Origin of the sequence: Parabacteroides distasonis (assembly GCF_004793765.1) — a bacterium.
Taxonomy (GTDB): Bacteria; Bacteroidota; Bacteroidia; order Bacteroidales; family Tannerellaceae; genus Parabacteroides; species Parabacteroides distasonis_A.
The window spans coordinates 31,086-46,044 of record NZ_SRYM01000031.1 but is presented as its reverse complement, the minus strand read 5'-3'; the positions used below and the strand labels follow the sequence as shown (position 1 = coordinate 46,044).

General features: G+C 46.6%; 14 protein-coding genes. 3 read left to right on the top strand and 11 right to left on the bottom strand.

All coding sequences use genetic code 11. From position 1 onward, the window contains the following. Positions 1-606 precede the first annotated feature (606 nt). Entirely contained in the window at positions 607-1,755 is a 1,149-nt protein-coding gene (locus E5342_RS11495) for an acyltransferase family protein (protein ID WP_135959408.1), read from the top strand. A gap of 176 nt (positions 1,756-1,931) precedes the next feature. On the opposite strand, the gene E5342_RS11490 is transcribed toward E5342_RS11495, so the two are convergent. Continuing rightward, positions 1,932-2,555: a chloramphenicol acetyltransferase gene (locus E5342_RS11490; protein WP_135959407.1), complete on the bottom strand. Its 624-nt coding sequence runs from the start codon at positions 2,553-2,555 to the stop codon at positions 1,932-1,934. Then, on the bottom strand, positions 2,552-3,061 hold the full coding sequence (locus E5342_RS11485; protein WP_121735373.1) for a GNAT family N-acetyltransferase: 510 nt from the start codon (positions 3,059-3,061) through the stop codon (positions 2,552-2,554). The genes E5342_RS11490 and E5342_RS11485 overlap by 4 nt, the downstream gene beginning before the upstream one ends. 95 nt (positions 3,062-3,156) lie before the next feature. Here E5342_RS11485 and E5342_RS11480 point away from each other — a divergent pair, with 95 nt between their 5' ends. Beyond that, positions 3,157-4,116 (top strand): nitrilase family protein, encoded by a 960-nt coding sequence (locus E5342_RS11480; RefSeq protein WP_135959406.1) that lies wholly within the window; start codon positions 3,157-3,159, stop codon positions 4,114-4,116. A gap of 4 nt (positions 4,117-4,120) precedes the next feature. Further along, positions 4,121-5,308 (top strand): DUF418 domain-containing protein, encoded by a 1,188-nt coding sequence (locus E5342_RS11475; RefSeq protein ID WP_121735375.1) that lies wholly within the window; start codon positions 4,121-4,123, stop codon positions 5,306-5,308. A gap of 93 nt (positions 5,309-5,401) precedes the next feature. Here E5342_RS11475 and gldN read toward each other — a convergent pair whose 3' ends face one another. The 9 genes from gldN to E5342_RS11430 form a co-directional block, all read right to left on the bottom strand. After that, entirely contained in the window at positions 5,402-6,493 is a 1,092-nt protein-coding gene (gene gldN, locus E5342_RS11470) for a gliding motility protein GldN (protein ID WP_121735376.1), read from the bottom strand. 10 nt (positions 6,494-6,503) lie between these two features. Then, the gene (gene gldM, locus E5342_RS11465; protein ID WP_135959405.1) at positions 6,504-8,072 is read right to left on the bottom strand and encodes a gliding motility protein GldM; all 1,569 of its coding nucleotides are present in this window, start codon (positions 8,070-8,072) and stop codon (positions 6,504-6,506) included. A gap of 6 nt (positions 8,073-8,078) precedes the next feature. After that, on the bottom strand, positions 8,079-9,170 hold the full coding sequence (gene gldL / locus E5342_RS11460) for a gliding motility protein GldL (RefSeq protein WP_246867101.1): 1,092 nt from the start codon (positions 9,168-9,170) through the stop codon (positions 8,079-8,081). Positions 9,171-9,221: 51 nt separating this feature from the next. Beyond that, a complete protein-coding gene (locus E5342_RS11455) occupies positions 9,222-10,652 on the bottom strand; it encodes an SUMF1/EgtB/PvdO family nonheme iron enzyme (RefSeq protein ID WP_121735379.1) in 1,431 nt (476 codons plus the stop codon). A 3-nt stretch (positions 10,653-10,655) separates the two neighbouring features. Next, a complete protein-coding gene (locus E5342_RS11450) occupies positions 10,656-11,603 on the bottom strand; it encodes a PorP/SprF family type IX secretion system membrane protein (protein ID WP_121735380.1) in 948 nt (315 codons plus the stop codon). Between the two features lie 141 nt (positions 11,604-11,744). Further along, positions 11,745-11,966 carry a DUF2795 domain-containing protein gene (locus tag E5342_RS11445; RefSeq protein WP_005633363.1) on the bottom strand — a complete coding sequence of 74 codons (222 nt, stop codon included), beginning with the start codon at positions 11,964-11,966 and terminating at the stop codon, positions 11,745-11,747. 71 nt (positions 11,967-12,037) lie between these two features. Next, positions 12,038-12,601, bottom strand: a complete 564-nt coding sequence (locus E5342_RS11440; RefSeq protein WP_121735381.1) for a cob(I)yrinic acid a,c-diamide adenosyltransferase — start codon at positions 12,599-12,601, stop codon at positions 12,038-12,040. Positions 12,602-12,620: 19 nt separating this feature from the next. After that, positions 12,621-13,412 (bottom strand): O-methyltransferase, encoded by a 792-nt coding sequence (locus tag E5342_RS11435; RefSeq protein WP_121735382.1) that lies wholly within the window; start codon positions 13,410-13,412, stop codon positions 12,621-12,623. Positions 13,413-13,612: 200 nt separating this feature from the next. Next, positions 13,613-14,956, bottom strand: coding sequence for a TolC family protein (locus tag E5342_RS11430; RefSeq protein WP_121735383.1), 1,344 nt, complete (start codon positions 14,954-14,956; stop codon positions 13,613-13,615). Positions 14,957-14,959 lie beyond the last annotated feature (3 nt).

Sequence of the window (14,959 nt, the reverse complement as noted above, 5' to 3'; positions counted from 1 at the left end):
GTGTACTGAATAACAGAAAATGGGCAAAATATGGCAAAAATGGAGAAAATAAGAAATATGCAAGTTATTGATAATAAGGTGAATAAGTTCTTTTGTTTTCCTATGATTTCTATGGTTTGTACCGGCTCTGGGTACTGAAAAGGACAAATTCAAATTATTTTGAGTTTGTCCTTTTTCTTTTTCTAGTAATTGATTGGTTTGTTGGTATATTGGGGAACTATTTGGGCACGAAATAGAATAGAAAGAAGTTTGGTATATAATAAACATGAAATTTACGAGAGCGTAGATGAATGTGAATTACAAGGTTGGTGAGCTAAATATATATATGATGGATTAAATACCTTTTTATCTGATTTGCGATTCTACAAAAAATGACTACTGAAAAATAAGAAGGCTAAAATACTTGAACTTTGCTGTGGCATAGGGAATGTTTTTTCCCTCAAGAATCGGATTCATGTTTAGAACAGGCTGGATTTGATATTATTCACAAGTTTGGAGGTTTTTAATGAAAAAAAGAACTGCTTAATAACGTGAAAGATGGCTCCTTTTTGTATTTTTGTGGAAATTAGAAGTAATAGTAATATCAAATATAAGCTTAAACAATAAATGTCTAACTCAAAAATCTCGGCGGCCGCATTCGCGGACACGAAACCACATTACGACCTTCTTGATGGATTGAGAGGTGTCGCCGCTCTAATGGTTATATTTTATCATGTATTCGAGGCATTTGCGACGAGTCCTATCGATCAACAATTTAATCACGGTTATTTAGCCGTTGATTTCTTCTTTATCCTGTCTGGGTTCGTGATTGGATATGCTTATGACGACCGGTGGAAAACCATGACGACAAAGGATTTTATCAAACGTCGATTGATCCGTTTGCATCCGATGGTTATCCTAGGGGCTGTTTTGGGAGTTATCGCGTTTTATATGCAAGGGTGTGAGAAGTGGGATGGTACGCAGGTCTCTATATCCATGGTGATGCTAGCTTTGCTTATCAATCTTTTTTTGATACCGGCTGTACCGGGTACCGGGCCTGAGATCCGTGGGAATGGTGAGATGTTTCCTTTGAATGGCCCTAGTTGGTCTTTGTTCTTTGAGTATATCGGGAATATTATGTACGCTTTGTTTATTCGTCGGATGTCGACCAAGGCGCTTACGGCACTTATTGCCTTGGCGGGAATCGGATTGGCTTCGTTCGCTATATTCAATTTTTCCGGTGCGGGGCACCTGGGTGTGGGATGGACGATGGAAGAGTACAACCTGATCGGTGGCTTTTTACGAGTGTTATTTTCTTTCTCTATGGGATTGTTAATGTCACGTGTTTTTAAGCCCATTCATGTCAAAGGAGCCTTTTGGATCTGTAGTTTGGCGATCGTTGTTTTACTTTCCATGCCCTATGTCGGTGGCAGTGAGGCTTTATGGATGAATGGTATCTATGATTCTGTATGTGCGATCCTAATATTCCCTATGCTTGTTTATCTGGGGGCTTCCGGGAAAACAACCGATAAGCATTCCGCCCGTATTTGTAAATTCTTGGGAGATGTCTCTTATCCTTTATATATGGTACATTACCCGCTTATATACTTGTATTACGGGTGGGTGAAGAAGGAGAATCTGACATTTGCGGAAGCATGGCCGGAAGCGTTGGCATTGGTTATCGGAAGTATAGTATTGGCTTACGTTAGCTTGAAGCTATACGACGAGCCGTTCCGTAGATATTTGACAAGGCGTTTTTGGCCGATGCGCAAATAACCTGCCATGACCGGCCGTATGTGCTGTCCGGTTCATACGGTTGTTTCGGTTCGTCCACTCCTTGGCAAGCCTCAGTACTTCAAAGGCAGTACTACAGTACTGCCTTTGAAGTACTGAGGTACTCCCTACGAGGTACTGTAGTACTCCTTATGAGAGTACTGCTTCATGTATATTATTTAGTCTTTATCCGCTATACGGTCTAGGAGGATCGACACATGCCTGCCGTCCATCAAGCCATGATGAGCCGTTACGGAGATAGGGAGCATCCGATGCCCGTTCTGCTCGATCAGTTTTCCGGTGGAAATTCGGGTAGCAGAATCACCTGTACGGAAAGAGGAAGCATGTTTCATCTCCGTGAAGGCGATCCATGGTACCGAGGAGAAACGGATTAGGTCTTGCCGGTCAGATTCCCTATCTTTGCAAAGGCCGGTGAGAGCTTGCACTCGCTCGATCTCTTTCTGCGCATTTTGAAGGAACAGCTGTCTGTCCGGGGTATATTCGATGAAGCCGAAGCCGAATGTTCCGTCTTCCCGCCCGATCGTTGTGCCCACGTGGATTCGGTCGAAGCAGACAGGGATGTTCTCGATGATCCGGTACCGGAACTCTTCCACCTCATTAACGGCTGTCATAATCTTATGTAAGGAGTAGAGGAAAAAAGAGGCATGATCCGCTTTCGCCTCTTTATAAATAGAGGTCACGTCTATCTGGGTGGTCAGCCCGAAGAAAGGGTCATCCATAGCATCGAAAAACAGGAAATGTTCTTTCCGGTTCCAATGCTCTAGGTCAATAGGATGCTTCATGATTCTTTATTTGTTGGGTTTACTATTTTGTGGAAAGCGATGCGTTCCGTACCATTCGCTATGTAAATGATACCGCATCGCTTGAAGCCATGCTTTTTCAATAGGTTCTGCATGACGATATTATCCCGGTGCGTGTCGATACGGATATTATCGCAATGTGCGAATGCCCATTCCAGGCATGCGGAGGAGATTCCTTTCTGCTTGCCGTTGGAGGCCATGCGATGGATCACGGCATAAGGCTCATCGTTCAGCCATTCGCCTTCATAGATCTTTAGGTAAGTAGGGTCAATTCCCTCGATGTAACAAAAGGTCCCCACTAACTCGCCCTGCTCATTTTCGCATACGAAACTATGGCTGGCCTTGATCTCGTTGGAGATCAATTCCTCGGAAGGATATCCATTGATCCATTGATTGCCGTTGCCATGTTCTTGCATGAACCGGCGTGCATAATCGTACATAGCCATTACCTCGGCCAGATCTTCTTGTCGTGTTTGTCTGATATTCATGATCGGTAGAAAAAGTTATCCCGCAAAAGTAGTATATTATTGTTATCTTTGTGAACCTAGTCGAAAAATATATAAGCCAATTAAATCAAAATATCATGGAACCATTGAAAATCGCCACCGTGCAGTTCGAGACACGGGATAACGATAAGGGGTATAATCTTTCTGTCATCCGGGAGATGTGCCGGAAAGCGTCGGTAGAGGGAGCGGATGTAGTGGCTTTTCACGAATGCTCGGTTTGTGGATATACGTTTGCCAAGGACTTGTCTCGCAAGGAATTGTTGGCTATTGCCGAACCGATCCCTACGGGGGAGAGTACGCAAGCCTTGATCGCCATCGCCAAAGAGTTTGGTGTCACGTTGCTGGCCGGATTCTTTGAGCGGGATGGGGATCGTATCTATAAAGCGCAAGTTTGCGCAGATAGCAATGGCTTGAAAGCAAAGTACCGCAAGCTACATCCGTTTATTAATCCGAATATCTTGCCGGGCGATCAATATGTGGTTCTTGAGATCAAGGGATGGAAATGTGGCATATTGATTTGCTATGATAATAATATCATAGAGAATGTCCGGGCCACGGCCTTATTAGGGGCGGATATCATTTTCATGCCTCACGTGACAATGTGTACCCCTTCCCCTCGCCCCGGGGCTGGTTTGATAGATCCTGTGTTGTGGGAGAACCGGGCAAACGATCCGACTTCCTTGCGACAGGAGTTCGATGGCCTGAAGGGACGTGCTTGGCTTATGAAATGGCTTCCCGCTAGGGCGTACGACAATGCGGTATATGTGGTATTCTCCAATCCGATCGGGCGTGATTATAATGAGATCAAGAACGGTTGCTCGATGATTTTGGATCCTTTCGGCGATATCGTGGCGGAATGCCGTAAGCTGGGGGATGATTTCGTGATCGCTACGGCTATCCCTGAGAAATTGAGACAGGCTGGAGGATATCGTTACCGAAATGCCCGTCGTCCGGAACTTTATGCGGATATCATCGGTCAACCGCATGAGTCCAATCAAAAGGTAGCATGGTTAACAGAAACAACAAATAGCAAATAATAGTATGCAACAAATAACAATCTCTAAGCCGCCTCGTGTAGAGGTGGTGGATGCGCTACGTGGATTCGCTGTCTTGGCCATCTTATTGGTGCATCATGTGGAACATTTTATCTATCCGGTCTATCCGGACCCGGCTACGCTTCCGGGATGGCTGAACGTATTGAATGAGGGTGTATTTACGGTGGTATTTGGCTTGTTCGCCGGTAAATCGTATTCCATCTTCGCATTGTTATTCGGCTTTACCTTTTATATACAGTATTCGAACCAGCAGGCGAAGGGGAAGGACTTCGGTTACCGTTTTCTTTGGCGGATGTTGTTACTGACGCTCTTTGCTACGCTGAACGCCGCTTTCTATCCGGCAGGCGATGTGCTGTTGCTGTATGCGATCGTAGGTGTTGTTTTGTTTATCGTGCGTAAATGGAGCGATAAGGCTGTCTTGATAACGGCTATTATCTTTTTATTGCAGCCGGTGGAGTGGTATCATTACATCGCTAGTTTGTTTAATCCGGGTCACCAACTTCCCGATTTAGGGGTTGGGGCGATGTACGCTGAGATGGCAGAACATACCAAACGGGGCGACCTCTGGAACTTCATCTGGCAGAACGTGACGTTGGGGCAAAAGGCTAGTTTGCTCTGGGCCGTTGGTGCCGGCCGGTATGTACAGACCTGTGGGTTGTTTATGCTGGGCATGTTGATCGGGCGCAAGAAATTATTTATCCCCTCGGAGGAGAATTCCCGTTTTTGGATAAAGACTCTAATTATCGCCTCGATTGCTTTCTGCCCTTTGTTCCAATTGGGGGTATTGTTACAAGATAGGGCAGATAACGCTTTGGTATGTCAGACCGTGGCAGTGGCACTTGATATGTGGCAGAAATTCGCTTTCACGTTTGTATTGGTCGCCTCTTTCGTGTTACTGTACCAATGGGAGGGTTTTAGGCGTTTCACTTCCGTCTTGCGCTCGTATGGGAAGATGAGTTTGACGAATTACGTGTCGCAATCCTTTTTCGGTGCGTTGATCTATTTCCCGATCGGCTTGAATTTGGCTCCTTACTGCGGTTATACGGTCAGTATGTTCATCGGTATCGCCTTTTTCTTCTTGCAAATACGCTTTTGTAAATGGTGGGCAGAAAGACATAAACATGGACCGTTGGAAGGTATTTGGCATAAATGGACATGGGTAGGTTCTAAGTAGAAATATGTAAGAGAGCCTCATCTATGGCAAGGCAGAGGCGAGGCTCTCTTAGCTATCATATTTTTACTCTATGCCAGGCATATGTGCTTCTTTTTATCTTCTGCGTCGTACACTGCGCACAGGGGCGGATTTCTCTGCTTTCGGCGCTTTTACTTTAGCGGCTTTCTCGGGAGCGGTCTCTTTGGTAGAGCCTTTGTCTTTCCGGGCACTTCTCTTAGCTGCTTTCTTCGCGGCTTTGCTGTCTACCGCTACTTGAGTCGTATCCGGTTGATACCAGAGTGACTTCTCAAAGCCCGTCAATTGGCTTTCGATACGAGCTTGCTCGTTCTTTAAGGAATCCGGTGTCGGGCAATACGCCTGCAATGGCAGATTCATTAAGTTTTGGGTCTTGATGATATCTCCCTCGAACATACGGCGACGGAAATAGTCGTCCATCGTGAAAGTCATGGCGTTATTCATATTAGACGTCATGATGTATGAATTACTGATATACGGACGTATGTTCTCGTAAGGCAGCCAGAACATAGGCATGGTTGTCTCTCCCATATCACCTGTAGAGGTAAGGATCGGGCAAATCGCCAATATCTTGACATCAAAAGCGGAATTATTCTGGTCGAAATACCATGCTTCTTTTACATAATAAGACCGTATGTCGGCTGCCGGTATATCGCTCTCATTGATTACGAAAGTCGGTTCCTCACCCGCTCTTCCCGGCATCTCCTCATAAAGGATGTAGAAGCGATCCAGCAAATCCTTGAAGTTGATCAAATGGGCTTCGTCAAACTCCTCGTATCCGTCCAGATACTCATAGGCCTTGATCTTGTTCTCTCCTAAAAGCTGGAAGATTACGGAGAAAAGATTCATCTGTCCGTTCATCGGGCGGGTCGGGTAATAAAGCGGAGCGTTCTGCTCTTTCATCAAGTCCACCTGCCGGTAGATAATACGCATCCAGCGAGCGTTCCCGATCTCTTGCGTCAAACGCTCGTTCATATCTTGGGCCCGTACGGTCAGTTCGGGTAAACCGGTATCTTTCTTATCGTTTCTTTCCCCACGGCTGGCTTGAGGCGAGCGGCGGCGCATTTGTTGTTGCTGCGTAGCTTCGTTCTCAACTTCTTCTTGTGCGTGAAGAGGCATCGTTGTTAAAAAAGTGGCGGCCAAAGCGGCTATGTAATACAGATGTTTCATACAGCGAATCTTAATTTACGATTACTTCGATAGTCGGTATGGTACGTTCGATACCGTCCGGACCTTTTGCGACTACACGGGTGATATAAAAACGTTTACCCTTACTTAGATTGCGGATATAGTTTTTCTGACGTTGCGAGAAGTTGGTTCCTTCGGCCACTTCCGGGATAGCGTTACCCATGGAGTCGAAGAAAGTCAGCTCAAAACGTAATACCGTATATTTTACATTTAGCAAATCATCGTCGATAGCGGCCAGAATACCGTCAGCCTCTACCAAGCTACGTTTGGCGATCATACCTCCCTTAAACTTACGGACGTTACCGTTTTGATCCTTATACTCGATATAGGGCAGGGGATCGGGGAGGGCACGCACGCGGAAGGTAGTCTTTGCCATCTCTATGTTCCGGCCATCCGCCATACGGGCGTTTACCGTGATCACGGCTTCCGTCCCTACTTTGGACGGGCGGGCTTCCCAACCATCCTTGCTGCGGGTTAATGTGCCGTTCGTCATGGTAGCTGTTACGTTACCGCTCGGTACACCCGGCACGGCGATACGCATCGGGTTGGCGATACCGGCATATAATACGTTCATCAGTGTCGGTGCCACGGTAGCTGTCGGCTCGGTCACGAAATACTCGCTCTCGAAATCCCGGCGCATGACACTGCCGTCGCTATTCGGCATCTCAATATAACCTTTGACAGGGAATGTCCCGGCAGCTCCGGTATTTACCGTGAAGACTCCTTTATTCTCGTAAGGTAATTCCTTTCCGTTTACATAGATCGTAGGACGTTTCGTGGAGTCTACCGCCGATAATACGATATTCGCCTTGTACTGGCTTCCTCGCATAACGATCTGGCTTTCTGGAATTACCTGCGCCGTGATCTGGTTCACACGGTAATCGCCAACGTCTACGCTATTCAATAAGTTCGATAAGACCTCACCTTCGGCGTAGCGAACGTCACTTTGCATTTTTGTTAACAGGGTAACAGCCGCCGCTACCGGCATATTCTCGAACAAGGCCTCTTCCCAAGTACGGGTATTGATACCCGCTTTATGAGGGGGAGTGGTACTTAGGTTCGCCTCCAATACGGCAGTCTTCGCCGAATCTTCGATAAAGCCGCCCATCCAGATACGATACTTATCAATTTCCGCTCTCAGCTTTTTACCTTCTCCGCTTACAGGAGAGAGCATTACACGGGAGGCGGCTTCCAAATCATCCTTATGCTCGATGCTGTTTACGTTGGCATTCTCGCCATCAGCTACCTTAGCGATACGGATCTTTAAATCTTGTATATACGTATAGAGGCTATCTGAGGCTCTTTTCACCTCACGGGCCTTCAATGCCCACTCACCCACTTTCTGGGGATTCTCTTGGTAATAAGCTTCCATCTCGTCCGCTACGATCTTGTTTCGGCGGGAGGAGTTATCGATAGAGGTTCGCAAGCTACCTTCCACCAACTCAAAACCATCCAGCACCTCCGACGACACATTCAGTGCCATCATGGCGATGAACACCAGATACATCAGGTTGATCATCCGCTGACGGGGAGAATTGGGATTATTTGATATTCCTGCCATATTTCTTTACTTCATTGGGTTGTTTGTATACGGAGCCTGTTGTGGCTGTTGGTAACCATAGGGTTGCTGATATTGCTGTTGGTAACCGGGCTGTTGTGGCTGCTGATACATCGGTTGTTGAGGTTGTTGTTGCGGCTGCGCCGGTTGTTGGTAGCCCATATTCACGGTCATCGCTTGCAATAAACGACTGTATACTTGGTTCAATTCGGCCAGTTGGCGAGTCATCTTTTCCGTCTCGTTACGGAATACGGAGCTATCTACCACCGATCCGTCGTACATCTCACGGATACGGCTCAAACCACTGTTGATATGCTCGATAGACTCGATCTGCGAGCTGATGCTCTTCAACTGGATCTCATAGATCGTATTCAATCCGGACACATTACGATTCAATTGTTCCATCTGGTGTACGTAACCACGGGAGTTCTGGCTGATGCCATCGGAATTATCCGTGATACTCTTATAAGAGTTCAACAGCGTATCGGATACGTTCGTAAGTGAATGAGTCACTTGGCTGAAACGCTCCATGTTCTCAGACATGCCAGATAATTGCTCCAGATATTTTTGGGTAGCTTCCGTCAATTCCGCCATTTTGGAGATTTGCTCGGCCGCTCCGCTTAATTTCTTGATGCTCTCGGATAAGTTCTTGGTATCTTCTTCCGTCACGTCCAGATTACCTGCGATATTCAAGGAACCACCTCTTTGTGCGTTCGCTTTAGACGCTGCTGAACCGATATTTATTCCTCCCGCTATCTCATCGTCTTCTACATTATCTGTAGAATTGATCATGGTTGAGATTGGCGTACCGGTGAAATCCGGACGATCCATCGGGTTCTTTGATTTCAATACAGGGAAAACATCTTCCCAATGATATTCCTTGTTCGGATGCTCGAACGCCGAGATAAAGAATACGATAGACTCGGTGATCATCGCCACGAACAGGATTTGGTTAGCGTATGGTATATGTAATAACTTGAACAACGCACCGAGGATTACGATGGACGCACCCCAACTATACAGGAAGTTCAATACTCGTTTTCCTCTTTCGCTGGATAGGAACATCTCCAGTCTGTTTTTATATCTTCTATATTTTCCCATCGTTGTATTATTGTCTTAAATGATTCAAAAATTTAAATTTATAATTCCCGCTTATTTCTTTCCTTTGGAGCGAGAGAATCCTATTTGGGTACGTGCGCAACGGAAACCGATGTAAGAACGGCTCTCGTTCTGAAACTCGAAAGTACGCATGTCCGAACGGATAAATTGTGAGACATCTTTCCATGAACCTCCTCGCACTACTTTCTTTTTCATGGCGTAGGGATCGTTCTTGGCGGCGTTGTAACGCAGATCCGGATTCATGTCGCTCATTTGGCTCGGGCCAGACTCGGAGTAGGACGTTGAAGTCCATTCCGCCACGTTTCCTGCCATATCGTATAACCCGAACTCATTCGGGGCAAAAGAGCCTACACGAGACGTAATCAAATGGCCATCCTCCGTATAATTACCTTTACCCGGCTTGAAGTTACCCAAGAAACAACCTTTGCTGTCTTGCAGCTCGTCGGTAGACCAAGGGAACTTATTCTCATTCTTACCCGTACGGGCGGCATATTCCCATTCTCCCTCGGACGGAAGGCGGAACGGCTCTACCAATTGCCCCGGAGGTAAGCTCAAAGACTCTTTGTATAAATTCGTGCGCCATACGCAGAAGGCAGTCGCTTGTTCCCAAGAAACACCGACTACGGGATAATCATCGTAACCCGGATGAGAGAAATACATACGGGTATATGGCTCGTTGTACGCATTCTTGAAATCGTTCACCCAGCAATTCTCGTCCGGGTAGATATTGACGATACGGGTATTCAAGAAATCCCATTCGCTGCTTAACGGGCGGGTGATCGTTTCGTTGATTACACGTCCTTCATCATCGATGTAAGCGGTATCCTTGGAGATCATGACTACCTCGTTCGGATCTACCTGAATATCCGTATTACGAACTCGGTCCACCGGGTTCAACTGATTCTTGCGGAGGGCGGCGGCGGTATAGTCGTACCACTCGTATTTATAGATCATTTGTTTAGGGTCCAAACCTTTCTCTCCGGTAACGGGATTCGTGTAATAGACACTTTCTATCGCACGTTGCTCATCCTCGTTCGCCCGTCTCCAAGGAATCGGACGGTTCCAGTCCAAATGCGGAGTGACAGGCTCCCCGTAACGGTCTTCCGTGATCTTGAACAGATCGTTGCCTCCATAAGCCGGATCCGCCAAGCGTTCACGGATAATAGAGTCCCTCACCCAATAAACGAACTGGCGATATTTGGCGTTCGTTACCTCTGTCTGATCCATCCAGAACGCGTCGAAAGAGACCCCTTTTGTCTCCGGCATGATTCCCCACAAGGAATCCTTGTCGGAGGGACCCATCTCGAATGAACCTCTTTTAACCAAGACCATTCCATACGGCGCTGGTTCATTGAACGCTACCGATCTGACACCTGTCACCTCACCGCCGGCACTCCGGAGAGATTTACCGCAGGAGGAGGTAAGCAAGGCTACCGTTACAAGTACTAATAATACTTTTTTCATATACTATAATATACGTACACTTTTATGTCTATTTTTTCCTGTCTTCGTCTTGTTCAGCTTTAAGGCGTACTTGATACATAGCTCGTGGCTGCCGCTACTTGCCCGGCCTAGCGCCGTGGTCGGGAAATCAAAGGCGTAACCCGCATGGAAACGACCTAGCTTTACGCCGAACATGATGCCCACCGATTCATTCACCCGATAGGAAAAACCACCATTAAACATCTTATTATATTCCAGCCTAGCGGTAATATCCGCGTGAAAGCTTTGCATGTCTGTCAGCAAGAACACCGAGGGCTGTAATTCTATCAACGGATTCTTTAATTGAATATTGTATCCACCCATTAGATTAAGTGAACGACCTATATAGGTATAGGCGTTCTCGTCCAGTTGAAGCTCCGGTTGGGTGATATGCGTCATGCCAAACCCGGCGTAAAACTGTTTATGGGTATAGTAAATACCGAAGTTCATATCCAACCCCATGCCGCTGACCTGCTCTACAGGAATGGCGGCATCGGTCTCTTGATGGTATTCGGACTCAACCTTTATCACCTTGGTTCCGTCGAACGATTGGTTGACTAAACCGATTTGCAGACCTCCGCTCAAGACTCCCCCGAATAATTTATACTTATAAGCGTATTGCGCCCCTACATGCGTATTCTGGAAAAGTCCGATCGCCTCGGTAAATACAACCAATCCGACACCGTGATTCGTCTTGCCTAAAGTGAGTGGCATATCCGCCGTAATGAAAAACGACATGGGTGCCCCATGCACTCCGACCATCTCCATGCGAGCGAGAGCCAATATATTCAAATCCTCCGTTGCTCCGGCCACCGCCGGGTTATAATACGGTTTCGCCATGAAATATTGACTTAAGCGTGCGTCATATTGCGCCCGTACGATTCCCGCACAGGTACACAAAAGGATCAGGATCGAAAGAAGACGTCTTCTCATTTAAACATTCACTTCGCGTTGTAACTACAAACGCAGCAAATCCGGATAAATTGTATTTTCACAAAAAAGCAACGAGGCAGGGGAGCCCGATCGTCCGCCACCTCGTTCTTTATATTTCTTAATTTTTAATTCTCAATTGAACTAGTATTCTTCCTCGTTGAAGAAAAAGTCTTCTTTACTTGGATAATCCGGCCAGATGTCTTCCATGCATTCGTAAATCTCGCCTTCATCTTCCATTTCCTGCAAATTCTCAATCACTTCTAATGGCGCACCAGAACGTTGTGCATAGTCAATAAGTTCATCCTTAGTCGCAGGCCAGGGTGCGTCTTCCAATTTTGAAGCTAACTCTAATGTCCAATACATAGCTGTCAAGTATTAATAATCGCCGGAGCGATTTGGTTCTCTATTTTTCCGCGAAAATATGACTTTATTTATTATACGCAAGTATAATCCCAAATAATTTCTTTACCGTTATTATTTATGCATTCTTTTCGTGCCAGAACGAAGAAATAATCCGATAAACGGTTCATAAATATCAATACAGGCTCCTCAACGGGGCAATTCTCGGCTAAGCGATAAATTTGTCGCTCGGCACGGCGGCAAACGGTCCGGCAAACGTGTGCGAGGGCGGCCGAGCGGCATCCTCCCGGTAGGATGAACGCATGCATTTTGGGCAGCTCGTTATCCAGGCGGTCTATCTCCCGCTCGATACGCTCGATGCTCTCGGGCGTTATCTTGCTCTCGATCTTCAATTCCGTGGTCGCTTGATCCGTGGCTAGGTAAGAACCGATCGTGAATAGCTTATGCTGGATGAATGATAAGAAATCAGTGTCTTTCTCATCATTCAAGGCCGTGATTAATAATCCGATAAAGGAGTTCAGCTCATCTACGGTGCCATAGCTCTCGATCCGATCGTGCGCTTTCGATACGCGTTGTCCACCTACCAGTGAAGTGGTTCCTTTATCGCCTGTTCTGGTATAGATCATACTCTTCTTCATATCTGACTTGTTTTGAATCCTAAAAATAAACAATATAATCTCGTTTGTGCAATTTCTTGTTGAATAAGACAATCCCTAGCGAGTAAAGATCTAAGGTGACCGTCACTTCCGGACATGCGCAGATCTCTTCCCAAAGTTCACGCATCTTACGGCTCGCCTTGATTCCCTCAAAAACGAATACCGTATCGTTGTGCGCGTATTTCATACATTCATTAAACAGCCAGAGGTTGTTATGTTGTTCATATAAAGTGTTGAAAAAAACAAAATCTAAGCTATTTATGTCATTTAAGGCTTGGGGAAGCAAGTCCTTATAATTACCGATACGCAAATCGACGGGATTACGTCCCTCTTTAGCGAATGCTTGACGGGCAATCGTGGCGAATTCCGGTACATTTTCCAAGGCGATACATCTCAATCCCGTGGCATAGGAGGTTAGATATAAGGTAGACAACCCCATCGTGGTTCCTATCTGGAGGATATTCTTGGACTTGAAATAGTTTGTCAAACGGAATAATAAGGCGCCATGCTTGGGCCGGATGGATTCCCGTTTTACGATCTCGCTGATGGAACGGGTCTTTCGTTTCCCTTTGTTCTGCCGGTCTGGATAGGTGATCTCTCCTTCCCTGAATGATAACTGCTTACGTAAAAGCTCTATATCATAGAAACTATAATAGGAGCATTTTTCCTCGATGACCTTCGTGATGAGGTTAAAAACGAAAGGCGAATGTACTCCGAATCCTTTACGGTAACGGATGCTGCGGTACAAGAGCGATCCTTTTCGTAATGTATTAACCTTTGGTAGTATTTGCATTTCTTTTTGTCATTGGGCAATGAGACCTTGCCATTTACCGCGAACTTACATAAAAAAACGCAATTAGCATAAGCCTCTAGTCATTAAACGGGGTTATAATGACTTGTGCCATGCGGATGGCACACCCGTGCCATAACGGTGGCACCAGCGTGCCATCGCAGTGCCACAGTCGTGCCATAGGCGTGGCACTGGCCTTTATCTTAGAAACTGGCTTTCTCCGGTTCAGGGCGGATATAGGTTAATATCTGCCCGCTTAATTGAAGCAGCGAGATCTCACAGATCTTGGTGGAGTATTCCGCCACGGAAAGACGCTCTTCCGCTTCCAGCAGACTGTTTTGCGCCTCACGCAATTCAATACCGGACAGCTCGCCGAGTTTATAGCGGTCGATTGCGATCCGATAGTTCTCTTGGGCGGCTACGAGATTCTCTTTTTCTAGGCTCCATAGGTCGAGGTTGTTTTTATAGGCCATCCAGAAGTTGCTCATATCCGCACGCAGGGCAAGTTCCAGTTCTTGGATGCGCAATTGTTTGTTTTCGATTTGGATGCGGGCGTTGCGTTGCTCTCGTTTCCGGTTGAAACCGTCGAAGAGGCTCATACCGATGGTCACGCCGTAATTAAGCCCCAGCCGTTGTTGGAGGTCGTAATTGCCCACTTCCGTCCAGTTCGCCGTGTAGCCGTAGCCTGCGTTCAGCTTGACATAGGGATAATAGCGGCTTTTTACCTTTTTATAATCAAGCTCGGACAATGTCTGGTTCTTTTGGGCGATCAGGAGCGAGGCGTTGGCTTCGAGGGTATTCTTCCATAGATCTACCTCGTCGAGGAACGGGTTCGGGTAGATCAAGGAGTCCTTGATCTGGATTTCCTCCTCCACATTGTTTAATGCCATCAACTCGTTCAGGCGGATACGGGAGGTATGCACGACCTCCAATTGGTTTAATACCTTGGAGCTATCCGAGTTGAAGTCCACTTGAGCCTGTTGCAAGTCCAGACGGGACATGGAACCGATATAATACCGTTCTTCCACGATCCGTAAACGCTCTTTGGAAAGATCCAAGGTGGAACGGAGGTTACGCAGGCGGATTTTCTGCCGGATCAGGTTGTAGTACTCGCTGGAAAGGTTGGCTACGAAATCCTCGATGGTCATGCGGGTGTTCAATTCCCCCATTCGCTGTAATTCTTTCAAGCGTGCGTATTCGGCTTGGATACCAAAACCGTCGAAAACCGTCCAGTTAACGTTTAGTCCGATGTTGCCCGTCTCGCTGTTTATACCATTCGCCTTCTCGATCGATCCGTCTTGCAGGCTGTTACGGTTGTTGTTGATATTTCCGCTGAATCCGCCGCTCATATCTACGGTAGGCAGATAACCGGCGTTTCCCGGGGTGGCGTTATTGTCGCTGATCTGTTGCTCGTTACGAATGATACGGATGGAGTAGTTCTGTTGCAATCCAGTCTCTATACACCGTCTCAGGTCGAATAGTTGCTGCGCCTCCGCCATAAAGAGGGAGGAGACGGCCAATAGTAATGTATATAGGTACTTATTCATGTG